Below are 16,981 nucleotides of genomic sequence, written 5' to 3' on the forward strand. Positions count from 1 at the left end.
TATTTTTGCATTATGGTTGATTATTTAATTGTCGGTTGCGGATTGGCCGGAATTGCGTTTGGCGAAACAGCCTCACAGCACAATAAATCTATTTTGTTTTTTGAGAATAATTCGCAACGTTCTTCTAAAGTTGCAGGCGGATTGTATAATCCGGTTATTCTGAAAAGATTTAGCGGAGTATGGAGGGCTCAGGAACAACTGGACCTGCTTCAGGTTTTTTATGGAAATCTGGAAAAAAAGCTGAATACCCGATTTAATTTCACTACTCCGGTCTACAGAAAATTCTTTTCTGTAGAAGAACAGAATGATTGGTTTCTGGCAACAGATAAGGTTGGATTGGCGCCTTTTCTTTCTTCAAGATTGGTTTCCAAAAAATATAAGGCAATTGATTCGCCATTTAATTTTGGTGAAGTTTTGCAGTCTGGCTATGTCGATACAGAGATACTATTGTCAAGCTATCGCAATTATCTGAAAGAAAATAATCTGCTAAGTGAAGATACTTTTGATTATTCGGTTATAGAATTTAAAGAAGGCTATATTCAATATAAGGATATTGTGGCCAGAAATATTGTTTTTGCCGAAGGTTATGGAATGACAGCCAATCCTTATTTTGGACACTTACCTTTAAAGGGGACAAAAGGTGAATTGCTGATTATTAAAGCTAAAAATTTAGACCTGGATGCCATAATCAAAGCATCGGTATTTGTGCTGCCTTTGGGTAATGATTTGTATAAAGTAGGAGCAACATACAATTGGGCAGACAAAACCAATGAGCCGACCAATGAAGCCAAAAAACAGCTTTTAGAGAACAGCAAGGAAATTCTGCAATGCGATTTTGAAATTGTGGAACATCTGGCCGGAATAAGGCCTACAGTGGCAGACAGAAGGCCGTTGGTAGGAACACATCCAAAATATCCAAACCTTCACTTACTGAACGGGCTTGGCACAAGGGGCGTTATGATTGGGCCTGATATGGCAAAACAATTATTTGAAAGTATTGAATTTGGAAAATCGATAGACAATTCTGCAGATATCCTGCGATTCAAAAAAGTAAAATGGTAACTTATTTTTTATCCCAGTCCTTATCGTAATCCACAAACATATTGATCCAGATATTTCGGGATACCCTCATAATAATTGGCATAAAAATAATGAGTGTGGCTATAATGGCAACAAATGCAACTTTAAGGTTAGTGCCCAAAAATAAGTAAGAGATAACAAAAGCAGCTACTCCAAAAGCAATTCCTACAGCATAGCTCACATACATTGCCCCATAAAAAAAGGAAGGCTCTATCTTGTATTTTTGACCACAATGGCTGCATTTTTCATGCATTTTGAAAACGGCAGGCAGATTATAGGGGTTTCTGTCCACATACATGTTCTCTTTCTGGCATTTAGGACAAGTTCCTGTTAAAATACTATATAATTTGGATCCTTTTTTTAACATTTGCAAAAAATTTTGATTGCCGTATTTGGCATTACAAATTTACACATACAATTACAAAAAAAATATAATAAATGCTTAATATACATAATTTGTCAGTTTCTTTCGGTGGTACTTATCTTTTTGAAGAAATTACATTCAGATTGGGAGCCGGTGACAGGGTAGGTCTTGTTGGTAAAAACGGTGCTGGAAAATCTACTATGCTGAAAATCCTGGCGCGTGATATTGCTCCGGATACGGGAAGCATAGCTACTGAAAAGGAAGTCAAAATAGGATTTCTTCGTCAGGATATCGACTTCGAACAAGGAAGGACGGTTTTGGAAGAAGCCTATGAAGCATTTACAGAAATAAAGATCGTTGAAAAAAAGCTCGAAGAAATCAATAAGCAGCTGGTCGAGCGAACCGATTACGAAAGTGAAGAGTACAGCCAGATTATTGAAGATTTGTCTGACTATACGCATCGTTTTGATTTGTTGGGCGGATATAATTATGTAGGCGATACAGAAAAGATTTTATTAGGACTGGGTTTTAAAAGAGAAGATTTTAATAACCAGACTGAAACCTTTTCCGGAGGTTGGAGAATGCGTATCGAACTGGCGAAATTGCTTTTGCAGTCTAATGACATATTGTTACTGGATGAGCCTACGAACCACCTGGATATTGAATCGATTATTTGGTTGGAGAGTTTTTTGCGTAATTTCCCCGGTGTTGTAGTCATTGTTTCGCACGATAAGATGTTTTTGGATAACGTAACAAACAGAACCATTGAAATTTCACTAGGCAAAGCCTATGATTTTAATAAACCTTATACGCAATATTTGCAATTGCGACAGGAAATCCGTGAGAAGCAATTAGCTACTCAGAAAAATCAGGCCAAGAAAATTGAGGAAACCGAAAAATTAATCGAGAAGTTTAGGGCAAAAGCCTCAAAAGCCTCAATGGCGCAGTCGCTCATAAAAAAACTGGATAAGGTTGAAAGGATTGAAGTCGATGAAGACGATAATTCCGTTATGAATATTTCATTTCCGGTTTCGGTAACTCCCGGGAAGGTAGTTGTTGAAGCGGAAAATGTAACTAAAAAATATGGCGACAAGACGATTCTGAAAGATATTTCGCTGTTGGTCGAAAGAGGCAGTAAGATTGCTTTTGTGGGTCAGAACGGACAAGGAAAGTCAACTTTTATCAAAGCTATAGTTAACGAGATTGACTATACGGGTACCATAAAATTAGGACACAACGTGCAGTTGGGTTATTTCGCCCAAAACCAGGCAGAATATCTTGATGGTGAGATAACGTTGCTTCAGACCATGCAGGATGCCGCTAATGATACCAATCGTTCAAAAGTACGCGATATGCTGGGTTCTTTTTTGTTCAGGGGAGATGATGTCGAAAAAAAGGTAAAAGTGCTCTCAGGGGGCGAAAGAAACCGTCTGGCGCTTTGCAAATTGTTATTGCAGCCTATAAATGTGCTTGTGATGGACGAACCTACAAACCACTTGGACATCAAATCGAAAAATGTATTGAAAGCAGCATTGCAGCAATATGATGGGACTTTGCTGTTGGTTTCTCACGACAGGGATTTCCTTCAGGGAATGTCAAATATAGTGTATGAGTTCAAAAATCAGAAGATAAAGGAATATTTGGGTGACATTAATTTCTTCTTAGAGCAGCGCAATCTTGAAAATATGCGTGAAGTGGAAAAGAAAGATGTCGTTAAGAAAGAAACCCCGAAAGAAAAGTCGTTGTCTTATGACGAACAGAAAAAAAATAAAGCACTTCAAAATAAACTGAGTAAGGTGGAAAGCCAGATTAAACAGTTGGAAATTGACATTCAGAAAGACGACAAGCTATTAGAGTCCGAGTATGACAAACATATAGAAGATGCTTCTTTTTTTATTGCCTATAATAAAAAGAAAAAAGACCTGGATAATCTTTTGGAAGAATGGGAAGCGATTCAGATGGAAATTGAAAATACCTAGAGATACAGCCGGAACTTGTTTCCGGCTTTTTTATAGCTTTTCGTGAAAATCCTGTGATGTAATACCAATTCGTTCTGAATGCTCAATCGCCTCCTTGCTGTTCCTGAAATAACAGGTGTCAACTCCCATACTTTCCATATTTGCCATAGCTTCAATGGCTTTGCTCTTTTTATTTTTGCCTGTTTGCCTGATGTAGACCGCTTTGACAGTAACCGGAAAAATCTTGCAGATATCTTCATATAAAAACGGGTCATGTTGCGAATCGTCTCCCAACAATACATATTTCAGATGGGGATAAAATTCCAGAATATGCTTGATTTTTTCGAATTTGTGGTCGTGATTGCCCCTGCCGGTAAGAAAAAAATCAGTAAGGCTGGTTTTGATGTCTTTTAAAAGCAATACAGCTTTAGGGAGACCGTGTAGTTCCGTGAATTGGGTAATGAATCTGTAGAGGTTCCATTCGCTGCTGGAAACATAAAAAAAAGCATTTTTCTCCGCATCACTGTTTCTGCCGGCAGAACTCAAAGCCTGATAATGGGGTACAACATCTTCAAATATTTTTCGGTCATTGACGTTCCTGAAAAGAAGTATGTACAGTTTTTTGAAAGGATTTCGGGTATGGGAAACCAAAAAGGTATCATCAATATCCGATATGAATCCCCAGTTGCCCTCATGAGGGCGTATATAGCTGCCTTTGCTCGAAATTTCTTTACTATTATGGTAAGTGCTGACTTTATATTCGTTCCAGCCATAAGCCAGATCCCTTGACAACGGGATGCAAAATTTGAAATAGCCATCATCCAGGCTTTTCGTGTGGATTTTCATGCCCTGGTGTTCCAGATAAATCGAAGCATTTTTTTGCGTTTTGATTCGGAACATGCGGATCACCGATTTGGCATTCTTGAAATTTTTCTTTTGAAAATCGTAATCTTCTTTAGTAGTTGGTCTGAAAATATGCCCCATCACAATTAATTCCTGATCATTTGCATAACCTCGATATAACTTTAGGATTGGCTTCATAAATGTTTTATATTTATATTACGATATAACAAATTACAAAAAAATATAGCATACACAAGCCATGAGCACGCAAAAGAATTATATTCTGGTAGTTAACCCGATATCCGGTGATATTGATAAGGCAGAAATTATTGGTGAAGCAAAAGAATATGCAGCTAAACAGGACATACATTTGGTTGTTTATGAAACAACGGGAAAAAACGATGAGTCTGAAATCCAAAAACTTCAGGAGAAAAATAAGGCGGAAAGAATAATAATTGCTGGCGGTGATGGCACTATTAAGATGGTGGCAGAAGCTGTAGAAAATCATGATGTAATTTTGGGAATACTGCCTGCAGGTTCTGCTAACGGACTTTCTGTAGACCTCAACCTTCCGGATAGTCTGGAAGAGAATCTGGAAATTGCGTTCAATAACAATTATATGGAAATGGATATGATTTCCATCAACGGGAAAAAAAGTCTCCATCTGAGCGACATAGGTATTAACGCTGAACTGATAAAGAATTATGAAAACAGCAGTATCCGTGGCAAATTGGGATATGCTTTACAGGCTTTTAATACGCTTGCCGGACTCAAGCCTCCTTTTCATGCCGTTATAGAAACACATCTCGGACGTATCGAAACAGAAGCCAGAATGGTAGTTGTGGCCAATTCCCAAAAATATGGTACCGGTGTTGCGATTAATCCGAATGGCGTGATGAACGATGGCAAATTTGAAATAGTAATTCTCAAAAACCTTGACCTGATCGTTTTCAGTAAAATACTGTCTGGAAATATGCCTGTTGAAAATGATGACGTTGAAATCATATCCACAGATAAGGCAGTTGTCACAACGAATTCACCGGTAAGTTTTCAAATAGATGGCGAATATTGTGATGAAGTGACCCGTTTAGAGGTAGAAATTCTTCCTAATCAGATGCGGGTGGCGGTTCCTTGAGAGAGGCTAAGATATTAAGGTTCTAAGGTGCTAAGTTTTAGGCTTCTTAAATCCGCGTAATTATTTAAATCCGTGAAAATCCGCGTTTCAAAAAATAAAAGGCGCTAAGGTTCTAAGGCACTAAGTTTAAGGCTTCTTAAATCCGCGTAATTATTTAATCCATGAAAATCCGTGTTCCAAAAAATAAAATGCACTAAGGTTCTAAGGCGCTGATTTTAATGCTTCTTAAATCCGCGTAATTATTTAAATCCGTGAAAAATCCGCGTTCCAAAAATAAAATGCACTAAAGTTCTGAGGTGCAAGATTGTATTTTTATTGGGTTATCAACTTTCCCATAACTATTTAAAAGGATTTCGTTCTTTCCAGGCCAGTTCAGGTTCTAAATAGCCAAAAATACGGGAGATAAAAAGATTGATAAAAGAATTGTGGTGTTTGATAAACCCATACATTTTTTCAGGAACAGCACCCACAGAACTTTTAATTTCCAATGCTGTCCGCGCAAAAATAATCTGCCGGAATCCCTTATTTATAGAATAGCAAATCATGTCATAAAGCATGTTGAGATAGAGCATCTTTTCCTTTTGGCAGTTGTCATCATAGCCTAAAAAATAAGTGTCTACAGCGCCGCCATTTTTAATAAGGGTGTTAAAACCAATCATTTTTTCGCCTTCAAAATACCCATAAAACAGAAAGTTATCCTTAAGATGCATCTTGAAGCTGGAGAAATGATTTTCAGGAAGGTAAAAAGTATTAAACGGAGCATTTTTAGCCACACAATAATACAAATCATAAATCGTTTTTTCCTGTTTTTGAATCTCTTCCAAAGAAAGTTTATTTTTGGTCAGGCCTTCTGATTTTTTTCGTGCCCTTTTGTACTGGTCACGGTACTTTTTATTTAGGGCGTTTATATAATCAGCCTCATTTTTCCAGTTATCCCGAATAGTAAAGACCATATTTGGTTGTGTACTGAACTGATAAAACTCATCAAATTCACGTAGCCTGAAGTAATGGAGGTCTTCTTTTTTAAAATCTTTGAATACTGTGATATGGGTATTGGTTCCTTTCTTCCGTAATTTTTTTTCAATTTCGATTGCTGCCTTTTTCAACAATACCAAACCATCAGAATAAGGCAGGCCGGAATCAAATTCATAAGCATTCTGGCCTGTAAGCATGTTGTTACCTATAATCAGAACTTTAGAGCTAAAATTCTTGAATATAAATTTTCGTATAGAAGTTTTTGCGCAATTGTCTCTTTCACCGTAAGAATTTACCCTACTCAGATCTAAAAATTGGGATAGCGCAATCCCAACCAGCTTTTCTTCCCGAAAGAGACCAATAAAATGGCAGGACATATTATCCGGAGCAGCCGTTTCGAGTATTTTTAAATAGGATTTTGAAAGAAAGATGTTAGCAGTTGTAAGGCTGTCCCAATTTTCGGGAAGCTCGGAAGTTGCAGTAAAAAGCTTGAAGCTTAAAGTAGTTTCCAATTGCTAAAAAATAATAAATCTTGTCCTGATAGTAATCAGGACGAGACTTTAGAATACTATATGTTTACATCCAGGCACAAATAATTCCGCCCATGATAGTCAGGTTCACGATCCAATAGCCGGAATTGATAAAGATAAATTTCCAGCTTTTTCTTTCAAACATCGCGTTGATGGCAATTAGTGGAAATGTAAAAAATAGTCCGGTCATAAAACCGTGCAAAGCGCCGTGTTTAAATGTTCGGAATTTGGTTCCGTGTTCTGCCATGAATGCCTGATAAGCAGGGCCAGCCTGGTCAGGGTCTCCGCCGGTTGCCGCTAAAGCTCCCCATTGATGTATGACGAGAAATTGCAAAATAAAAGCCATTAAAAAGGCAAATACAATGCTAAGACCAAAAATTTTAGCCATGTTGGCACCTTTTAATTTTTCTTCCGTAAGTCCGGCCGAGTTCATCCAGGCGGTTCCGAAAACTTTTGGGTTATACCATATAAAACCGACAACCAGCGTCGATAATGCCGCAACGAGCAATGCTAAAAAATTTACTTCCATGATTGATTTGTTTAAGTGTTTGTTATTCAAAGATAAGTAAATGAATTAACATTAAACTGAGAATAGTTTAATTGAAAGGCTTAATTTTGAGAAAGTGATAAATTTCCTGCCAATTCTTTTAGGTTAATTTCGGATACTTTAGCGGCATATTGTGCATTGCTGTTTCGGACTTTTGCATTAACATAATTAAGTTGTGCTTCACGGAATTCCAAAGGTGCAATCGTTCCGATTTTAAACTTTGCCAAAGTAATATCAAGATTTTCTTTCGCAATTTCTTCGTTTTTGGCTTCAAGCTTGGTCAGTTCCAGATTGGTCAGGTAGGTCTGGTAAGCAGACGACAACTGCGAACGTAAAGTTTGTAATTGCTGCTCGATAACAATCTTGGAATTTTCTACCTGAAGTTTGGCCGCCTTTTCGTTTCTGTTTTGAAGTCCTCCATTAAAAATATTCATGGAAGCATTAAAGCCATACGTAAATCCTTGTCCTGAAGACTGGGTGATAAAGCCAAGTGAAGCTTCCGTACGTGAAAAATTATAACCCGATGTAATGTTTACAGTAGGATAACGGCTTGCCTTGACTTGTTTGAGCTGTAATTCGCTAATCCGTTTATTGATAATCTGTGCCTGCAATTGCGGATTTTGTTTTTCTGCCAATGCCATCAGTTCCGGAAGCAAAAGTGTTCCATCAATGGCGATTTCGTCGGCAACAACAAATTCTGTTTTTACATCCCTGCCTAAAATTTCGTTCAGGAAAATTTTAGTATTGGCATACAGTTCTTTTTGTCGGAGCAGGGCAGTAGTATCCGTATTGAGGTCAACCTGTGCGTTCAATACTTCTAATTTCGAGGCTTTTCCAATTTTATAACGATTGTCGGCTGTAGTGACTCTCAGGTTGGAAATTACAATTGCCGTATCAAGCGCTTTCAGTTGCTGCTGCTGCTGTACAAGGTCATAGTAAGTCGTGATAACATCAGAAACCTTTGTAAAGATGGCAAGCTTGAGCTCAGCATCGCCTAATTTTTCTAATTCTTTCAACCGGTCATAACGCGCAAACATCCCCATACCGTCAAAAATAGTCCAGTTTAAGGCAACCCCATAATTAAGGTTCATATTTCTGGCGTTGTTAAGTTTGCGCTCTGAACCGTCGGATTGTGTTTGTGTGGTATTCTGGATGCTGTTGTTGTCTGTTACATTGGCATTCAGCTGTGGTAATACGCCTGCATTGGCAAGGCTAACATTCTGCTGGTCGATTTTTAGCTCATTGCTGGCAATTTTTATTTCGTAATTGTTTTCCAACGCAATCTTTACCGCATCTTCGACCGTTAAGATTTCTTGGGCTCTTGCTGCCAGTGAAATGGCAAAAAAGAAAACAATCTGAAAAAATAGTTTAGAAGTCATGCGATTATTCTTTTTCATATTCTTTTATGTTGTCAAATTCTGGCCTGTGTTTCTTTTCTCTGGACCACATAAAATAGATAGCAGGAATTACAAATAATGTCAGTATCAACGAGAATAAGGTTCCGCCCACAATAACAACTCCCATACCAATACGGCTGGTTGAGGCTGCTCCCAAAGACAATGCGATTGGAAGCGCTCCTAAAGCAATGGCCAAACTGGTCATCAGAATAGGACGCAGACGCGATTCTGCGGCTTCCATAATGGCTTCCATTTTGTGTTTGCCCTGTTCCCGGAGTTGGTTGGCAAATTCTACAATCAGGATTCCATTCTTCGTCACCAGTCCAATAAGCATAATGGTTCCAATCTGGCTGAAAATGTTCCAGGTCTGGCCAAACAGCCAAAGCGAGAATAAGGCTCCTGCAACTGCCATCGGAACTGTCAGGATGATGATAAACGGGTCAATAAAACTTTCAAACTGCGCTGCCAAAATCAGGTAAATAAGCAATAATGCCAACCCAAAGGCAAAAGCAGTATTGGAATTACTTTCTACGAAATCACGGGATTCACCTCCAAGGTCGGTTGTAAAAGTTTCATCAAGGACTTTTTCTTTGATGCGTTCCATCGCATCGATACCGTCGCTGATACTTTTTCCGGGAGCAAGCCCGGCAGAAACCGTAGCAGACATATAACGGTTGTTATGGTACAATTGCGGCGGGCTGCTTTCTTCTTCAATAGTAACAAGGTTGTCCAATTGAATTAGCTCTCCTGCTGCATTTTTTACGAAAATAGAAGTAAGGTCGATAGGCGCTTCGCGGTCTTTTTTGTCGAATTGTCCCATAACCTGATATTGTTTGCCATTCATCATGTAATAGCCAAAACGTTGTCCGCTCAAAGAAAGCTGTAATGTTTGGGCAATATCAATTACGGAAACGCCAAGACTCTGTGCCTTTTCCCTGTCGATAGTCACATAAATTTCAGGCTTGTTGAATTTCAGGTTGACATCGGTAATCGAAAAAGTAGGGTCCTGTGCGGCCTCATCCATAAATTGAGGAATCTTTTCCCTTAGTTTTTCAAAGTTCTGCGCCTGAATAATATATTGTATCGGAAGTCCACCACGTCGGTTTACGGAAATAGTAGGCTGTTCTGATACGGAAACCTTAGCCTCGGCATATTTTTTTGTCCATTTGGTAAGATCTTCTGCAATTTCTTTTTGCGAACGTTCTCTTTCGCCAGGTTCTACCAAAGCAATCCTGGCACGTCCGCTGTTTACTGATGCAGAACCAAATCCCGGGGAAGTAATAATCAAACTCACTTTTTTCTCAGGGATTGAATCGTTGATTAAGTCTGACAGTTCGGTCATAAAACGGTCCATATAATCATACGATGCTCCTTCTGGTGCCGTTACGTTTACACCAATAAAACTTCTGTCATCATAAGGAGCTGTTTCTTTTTGCAGCGTGCTGAAAAATAAAGCAATCAATCCGATACAAATAATAAGGATAGGGAAGCTCAACCATTTACGCTTCATGAATCGACCCAGCGCATCGGCATAACCCGAGTTCATTTTTAAAAAGTAAGGCTCACTCCATTCATAGAATTTAGACCTTTTCTGTTCACCGCCTTTCATAAGATAGGCATTCAGCATTGGAGTCAGGGTCAGGGATACAAAAGCAGAAATTAAAACGGCCGCACCAATCACCACACCAAATTCCCGGAAGAGCCTTCCTACGAAACCTTCAAGGAATATTACGGGTAGGAATACAGCGGCAAGGGTAATCGAAATGGAGATAACGGCAAAGAAAATCTCATTGGATCCTTTGATAGCCGCTTCAATGGGTGTCATTCCTTCTTCGACTTTCTTGAAAATATTTTCAGTAACTACGATACCGTCATCCACGACCAGACCCGTAGCGAGTACGATTGCCAGAAGCGTAAGTACATTTACGGAAAATCCGAAAAGCCACATAATGAAAAAAGTAGCAATCAGGGAAACCGGAATATCAATCAGCGGACGGAATGCGATGGCCCAGTTTCTGAAAAACAGGTAAATAATCAGTACTACCAGTACAATGGCTACTAATAAAGTTTCTGCTACTTCTACAACTGCTTTTTTTACAAATACGGTATTGTCAATGGCTATGTTTAACTTGAAATCTTTAGGGAGGTCTCTTTTTAGCTGGTCGTATTGAATGTAAAAGGCTTTTGCAATGTCCAGATAGTTGGTTCCGGGTTGCGGAATAATTGCCATCCCGACCATTTCCTGTCCGGAATCGCTTAATTTGGTTTCCAGGTTTTCGGCTTCAAGAGCGGCATTACCAATGTCGCTAAAGCGGACTATTTTTTCGCCTTGTGCCAGGATGATAATGTTATTGAATTCTTCTTCCGTGGAAAGGTTTCCTACGGTTTTGACAGTCAGTTCTGTATTGGCTCCGGTCAATTTTCCGGATGGCAATTCTACATTCTGGCTCGCCAGGGCTGACCTTACGTCGGAAACAGTTACGCCATAAGAGGCCATTTTGATCGGATCCATCCATAAGCGCATCGCGTATTTTCGCTGTCCCCAGATTTGTACGCTGCTGACACCCGGAATAGTTTGCAGACGCTGCGCGATGACATTATCCGCATAATCCGAAAGTTCCAGAACATTCTTATTGTCACTCTGTACGGTCATCGTGATAATAGGTTCGGAATCGGCATCGGCTTTTGAAACTACCGGAGGAGCATCAATATCCTGCGGAAGACTTCTTACGGCCTGTGATACTTTGTCGCGCACATCATTGGCGGCTTCTTCTAAATTTTTATCCAGGTTGAACTCGATCGTAATGTTGCTGCTTCCCTGATTACTTGAGGAGGTAATATTTCGGATACCGTCTATCGAATTGATGGCCTTTTCCAAAGGCTCGGTAATCTGAGATTCGATAATATCGGCATTTGCTCCGGTATAGCTCGTTCTTACGGAAATTTGTGCCGGATCGATAGAGGGAAATTCACGTACGCCCAGATAAGTATAGCCAATAATTCCAAAAAGAATCAGCATGAGATTCAAGACAATCGTCAGAACCGGTCTTTTTATACTCGTGGTAGATAAACTCATTTGGGTTTAGTTTTTTATTTGGACTTTGACAGGCATTCCGTCTTTTAGTGTCATCACTCCTGTAGTCAATACGGTGTCTCCTGCTTTGATACCTGAAGTAATCAGGATGTCTTTATCTGTTCGCGCTCCTGTTTTAACGATTATTTCTTTCGCTTTCCCGTTTTGGGATATAAACAGTTTCTTTCCGTTCTGGATAGGGATCAGTGCCTGCGTAGGAACCAGTAAGGCATCCGGAATATTGTCTAATGGAAGTATGACGTTTGCAAAGGTTCCGGGGTAGAGCTTGCCTTCAGGGTTTTCGGCAATAGCTCTTAGTCTGAGTGTTCGTGTTGCTACTTCAATTTCCGGTTCGATGGCATAAATCTTGGCTTTGAATTTTTCCGGCGAACCTGCAGTCGTAAATGTAAACTCACCGTTAACTTTCATTTGAGAAGCGTATTTTTCAGGAATTGAAAAAGTAATTTTCAATCGGCTGGTGTTTACCAGTTTTGCAATCATGGTAGTTGGCGTCACGTAAGTTCCTTCGGAAATCGAGCGAAGTCCTATTTTTCCGGAAAAAGGAGCACGTACCGTAGTTTTTGCAATTTGGGCACTAATGAGTTGTGATTGTGCTTTGGCAGATTTGAAATCGGCACTGGCAATATCATATTCTTCCTGGCTAATCGCTTCTTTTTGCAAAAGCAGTTTTGCCCTTCTTTCGTTTTCGGAAGCCAATCCCTGTGCTGTTTTGGCTTGTGCCAGTTGGGCTCTTAATTCGATATCGTTTACTTTAAAAAGCACCTGCCCTTTTGATACCATTGTACCTTCATTGAAGTTGATGCTTTCAACAATTCCGGAAACTTCACTGCGTACATCAATCTGTTCGTTAGCTTCAATCGAGCCGGAAAGTGAAAGTACATCGGCAAAATTTTGAGGTTTTACTACAACGCCGCTAACTGTTGATGGTTTTTTATTTCCCTGTCCTTTTCCGTTTTCTGATTCTGATTTCTTATTATTAATAATCCGATAGGCAATCATACCGCCAATACCAAGAAGTAGAATTGCGTAAACTAGATGTTTTATTTTCATGTGAACAGGGTAATTATAATTTTAAGTTAAGAAAAGCCAGATTTAGGCATCGAACAAAACTAAATTTTATTATTTAAACGAATGACTTTCTTTACTATACTTTAACATTTTTCAAATAAACTTAAAGTAAGACCCGGGAAGAGCAGAAAGGTTTAATGTCGAACGTTAAATAAATATGCGTTTTATCGATTTTGTTTTTTTTCCGTAAATTGTTTTTCTATATTAGCTTTAGTAATAAATTTAAAAAGAAAACCAAAAAAGCAGTTTTACTGTTTTTCAAAATAAATAGTATTTAGTTTTTAGATTTTTATTTGAAAAAGCCGTCAGTTTATCTGATGGCTTTTTTGTTTTCTTTTGGATTTGCGAATCTTTTATTTTCGTAAATTTGCCTACAATTTGAATCTTCAAAATATGAACCATATTCACGATAATCTCAGTCCTTTTAAAGTCAAGATTTCTTTTGCGAAAGTGATTGAGGTTTTGGAAGAAATAGCAGGTTCAGATGTAGATTATCGTGCCGCTTATGCAAAGGGACTTTTAAAGGAAATTGAACCTTATCCGGAGCTAAGAGATGGTATTGAATCGTATCAGCAGATTGAAAAGCACTACCTGCGTATCAAATATCTTTTGTCAGACCTGTTTCCAACGGCTTTGACGCATAACGAAATTAAGGCGGTAACGATTCCGTTTGACAATTATATTTTTAATACTACAGAAAGGCTTAACAAGATTATAAGTGAAGCTGGTGAAGATTTTGAAATCATAATCAGGGACTTTGACGAGCATCAGTTTTATGTCATGAACTGTCTGATTATCCTGAACTACTATTATGGTAGTAAAATTGATTTCAGTACTCCCATTTTTTATGACATTCCAAATGCTGAAGGAATTATAAAACATTATCGGATTCTCTATAATGCGGATTTTCTGGAAGTATTTCCTACTGAAAAATCAATTGCGCTTACTCAGGAAGATATCAATTTGTTGATTGACAATTATGATGACCTGGCGCTTTGGAAAGAAAAATTTCCGCCGGGTAGCTGGATACTTAAAGGTTTCGGGATTATGACGCTTTACGATAATTCGGTTGAAAGCGCCATTTCTAATCTGAAAAGTAACCTTTTAAGTAATGATAAAGGAAACGATTTAAAAAGGGAGACAATCGAAACTATCTTCAGGTCTATCTATAAAATACCCGATTTAAGAACCGGTTTTGCTGCCTTTAGCAGTGATGGTACCCGATTAAAAAAGGCTGATTTTGAAGAAGAAATGCATAGCTTTTTATTGACAGGTATGGAGGAAGAGTGCCGTAATGCTTTAGGCGAATGTTCGCTGGAAACCCTGGTAGGACAGAAAAAGTATTTTATCATTTCAGATGTAAAAGAATTTCTGATTGCCAACCCGGAAGAAAAAGGATTTGCAGAGCACCTGCTTTCTCAGAATGTGCAAAGCTGTATTTTTGCACCGGTTATCAAAGATGAAAAATTTCTTGGAATCGTTGAATTGGTGTCGTCAGAGCCAAAACAGCTGAATAGTGTCAATGCCAACAAGTTGGATTTGGTTATGCCTTTTCTGGTAGATACTATAGACCGGTATTTTTCAGACATGCAAAATCAAATTGATGCCATAATCCAAAAAGAATATACGGCTATCCACCCGAGTGTTTACTGGAAATTCAGAGAAGAAGCTTCCTTGCATACGACTGATAAAAATGCCAGGGATTTGCCTTTTAAAGAGATTGTTTTTAAAGAAGTATATCCGCTATACGGACAAATTGATATCAAAGGCTCTTCTGTAGCGCGAAACGAAGCTATAGAAAAAGACCTTACAGTCCAGATTGAACGGCTTCTCAGATTACTTCGTTTTGTAAGTGACAATCTGAAGCTTCCGGTAATTTACCAGAATATTTTTGAGCTGGAAGATTTGGAAAAACAACTCAAAGAAACTTTGAAAGCCGACACGGAGTCCCTTATTCAGAGTTATGTGCTCAACGAAGTGCATCCTATGTTACATCATTTTAAGGACTCCAATGAAGTTGTTCGGGCAAAAGTAGATACCTATTTTAAATCGTTGGACCCTAAAATAATGATGGTCTATGATGCGCGTAAAGATTTTGACCAGACGCTTTCGCTTATCAATAAAAAAATGGCTTTTTTACTTGATAAAAAACAAGAAGAAGCTCAGTCTTTTTTCCCGCACTATTACGAACGGTTTAAGACGGATGGAGTGGAGCATAACCTTTATATTGGTGCTTCTATTGCACCGCAGCTTTCATTTAGCCATGTTTATTTAAGCAACTTGCGCTTATGGCAACTTCAGGTATTGTGTGAGATGGAAAACGAATATTACCATATGCGTCCTTCGCTTCCATATGATTTGGATGTGACCTCACTGATACTTGTTTTCAGTACGCCAATCTCGATACGGTTCAGAATGGACGAAAAACGTTTTGATGTTGACGGCACCTATAATGCCCGTTATGAAGTCGTGAAAAAAAGAATCGACAAATCGAACATAAAGGGAACAGACGAAAGGATTACTCAAAAAGGCAAGATTACGATTGTCTATTCACAACATCAGGAAGAAGTGGAGTACAGAAGATATATCAGCCTCCTACAGCACAAAAACAAGCTGGGTGCTATTGAAACTTTTGAGGTAGAAGACCTGCAGGGTGTTACCGGACTAAAAGCGTTGCGTGTAGAAATTCTGTACAGCCAGCCTGAAGATTCAGAAAACGGCTATACCTATCAGGATTTGGTAAAAGAGCTATCGGTTAAGAATTAGACCGTCTTGAATGCCCATACAAAGGCAATTACGGAGGTGATGATTCCAAACATAAATACGGTATATGTAATGCGGAGCAGTTTGTATTTTCGGTTCAATACCAATCCCAGATAATAAAGGTCCTTAATCATGGAGTTGTAAAGATATTCGCGGTCTTTCATGAGCACATTCATTGCCCACTGATATTCATCAAGAGGCATTTTGTGGAAATTTCCAAAGAACAACAGATTGACCTTTTTTTCTTCAATATCTTTTCGTGTAAAAAGTCCGCTTGTTACTTTTGGACGTGTGGAAAGTATGGCGAAAATGATAGAAATTACACTAAACATCAGCATGACGAAAGTTGGAACAATCAAATGCGCATTTGTCGGGCTGTCCAGTTTAGGAATTAAGGTAGACAAGGCAATCGAAATGATGATGGCGTTGACAGAAAGAAGAATATTGGCTTTACTGTCTGCAATCTGGCTAAGTTTGGTGTGGTTGTTCAGTGTCACGCGAAACATGGTGTCGATTCCCCTTTCAGGAGTTTCTAATCGTTCCAGCTTTTTTTTATTCAGGGTGTCTTTTGGCTTTTCCTTTTTTCCTTTTTCCCAATCCGTAATCTTATCCTGCAATTCAGAAAGATTAAGGTCTTTTTGAGGTTGCCAGTTTGCCTTCGCGAAATCAGTATAAAAACGATGGTATTTCAGGAAAACAGTCCTGTTTTCTTTAGCCCATTCTAAATTGGAAAATTCCTTATGGGCAACAATTTTCCATTCCTGACGCAACAGTTCCGCAAAATTGGAGTATTCTTTATGCCCGAAATGGGAGCAGTCAGCATCGCGGATAATCATTTCCAAATGATTTTCCGGAGTGCGTCTGATTTCAGTTGCTATTATGAGTGCCTTAACTTTGGAAATTTTGTCGTCAGGAAATCCGTTTTCCTTTAGGAAGTCTTCGGCAATCTGTGCCCCTTTTTCTTCATGTCTTTCACCTCCATTGATATATCCTGCATCGTGAAACCAGGCCGCAATTTCAAGAATTTCAGCATCTTCTTCAGAAACTTTTTCTCCTTTTATCAATTGGCGTACGCTGTCGACAACCCTTAAAGTATGATTAAAATTATGGTAAATATAATCGGAAGATAAGTTATCTTTGAATAATTGAAATATAAAATTTTCAGCTTTTTGAAGAATATTCATATCAAATAAATTGAATTAAATCCACTACCAAATTATGAAATTA

12 protein-coding genes are annotated in these 16,981 nt (G+C 38.6%); 4 read left to right on the forward strand and 8 right to left on the reverse strand.

The window, feature by feature from the left end:
* Positions 1–12 precede the first annotated feature (12 nt).
* Positions 13–1,062, forward strand: coding sequence for an NAD(P)/FAD-dependent oxidoreductase (locus B0G92_RS05580; protein WP_101471366.1), 1,050 nt, complete (start codon positions 13–15; stop codon positions 1,060–1,062).
* Position 1,063: 1 nt separating this feature from the next.
* Here the strand turns inward: B0G92_RS05580 and B0G92_RS05585 are convergent, their stop codons facing one another.
* Positions 1,064–1,447: a DUF983 domain-containing protein gene (locus B0G92_RS05585; RefSeq protein WP_101471367.1), complete on the reverse strand. Its 384-nt coding sequence runs from the start codon at positions 1,445–1,447 to the stop codon at positions 1,064–1,066.
* A 71-nt stretch (positions 1,448–1,518) separates the two neighbouring features.
* On the opposite strand from B0G92_RS05585, the gene B0G92_RS05590 reads away from it, so the two are divergent.
* A complete protein-coding gene (locus B0G92_RS05590; RefSeq protein WP_101471368.1) occupies positions 1,519–3,423 on the forward strand; it encodes an ABC-F family ATP-binding cassette domain-containing protein in 1,905 nt (634 codons plus the stop codon).
* Between the two features lie 30 nt (positions 3,424–3,453).
* On the opposite strand, the gene B0G92_RS05595 is transcribed toward B0G92_RS05590, so the two are convergent.
* Entirely contained in the window at positions 3,454–4,443 is a 990-nt protein-coding gene (locus B0G92_RS05595; RefSeq protein ID WP_101471369.1) for an App1 family protein phosphatidate phosphatase, read from the reverse strand.
* Positions 4,444–4,504: 61 nt separating this feature from the next.
* On the opposite strand from B0G92_RS05595, the gene B0G92_RS05600 reads away from it, so the two are divergent.
* Entirely contained in the window at positions 4,505–5,380 is an 876-nt protein-coding gene (locus tag B0G92_RS05600; RefSeq protein ID WP_101471370.1) for a diacylglycerol/lipid kinase family protein, read from the forward strand.
* A 338-nt stretch (positions 5,381–5,718) separates the two neighbouring features.
* On the opposite strand, the gene B0G92_RS05605 is transcribed toward B0G92_RS05600, so the two are convergent.
* The 5 genes from B0G92_RS05605 to B0G92_RS05625 all read right to left on the reverse strand — a co-directional run bounded on the left by B0G92_RS05605 (position 5,719) and on the right by B0G92_RS05625 (position 12,973).
* Entirely contained in the window at positions 5,719–6,867 is a 1,149-nt protein-coding gene (locus B0G92_RS05605; RefSeq protein WP_101471371.1) for an 8-amino-7-oxononanoate synthase, read from the reverse strand.
* 64 nt (positions 6,868–6,931) lie between these two features.
* Entirely contained in the window at positions 6,932–7,414 is a 483-nt protein-coding gene (locus B0G92_RS05610; protein ID WP_056068405.1) for a DUF1761 domain-containing protein, read from the reverse strand.
* An 80-nt stretch (positions 7,415–7,494) separates the two neighbouring features.
* A complete protein-coding gene (locus B0G92_RS05615) occupies positions 7,495–8,829 on the reverse strand; it encodes a TolC family protein (RefSeq protein ID WP_371417438.1) in 1,335 nt (444 codons plus the stop codon).
* Positions 8,816–11,905, reverse strand: a complete 3,090-nt coding sequence (locus B0G92_RS05620) for an efflux RND transporter permease subunit (RefSeq protein ID WP_101471372.1) — start codon at positions 11,903–11,905, stop codon at positions 8,816–8,818. Before B0G92_RS05620 ends, B0G92_RS05615 begins: the two co-directional genes overlap by 14 nt.
* 6 nt (positions 11,906–11,911) lie before the next feature.
* On the reverse strand, positions 11,912–12,973 hold the full coding sequence (locus B0G92_RS05625; RefSeq protein WP_056068409.1) for an efflux RND transporter periplasmic adaptor subunit: 1,062 nt from the start codon (positions 12,971–12,973) through the stop codon (positions 11,912–11,914).
* A 411-nt stretch (positions 12,974–13,384) separates the two neighbouring features.
* Between B0G92_RS05625 and B0G92_RS05630 the strand changes: the two genes are divergently transcribed.
* Complete coding sequence (locus B0G92_RS05630; protein ID WP_101471373.1) at positions 13,385–15,757, forward strand: GAF domain-containing protein; 2,373 nt, start codon at positions 13,385–13,387, stop codon at positions 15,755–15,757.
* Here the strand turns inward: B0G92_RS05630 and B0G92_RS05635 are convergent.
* On the reverse strand, positions 15,754–16,938 hold the full coding sequence (locus B0G92_RS05635; RefSeq protein WP_101471374.1) for a Pycsar system effector family protein: 1,185 nt from the start codon (positions 16,936–16,938) through the stop codon (positions 15,754–15,756). The two genes, B0G92_RS05630 and B0G92_RS05635, sit on opposite strands and share 4 nt — an antisense overlap.
* Positions 16,939–16,981: the final 43 nt, after the last annotated feature.

Origin of the sequence: Flavobacterium lindanitolerans, from assembly GCF_002846575.1 — a bacterium.
GTDB classification, from domain to species: Bacteria; Bacteroidota; Bacteroidia; order Flavobacteriales; family Flavobacteriaceae; genus Flavobacterium; species Flavobacterium lindanitolerans.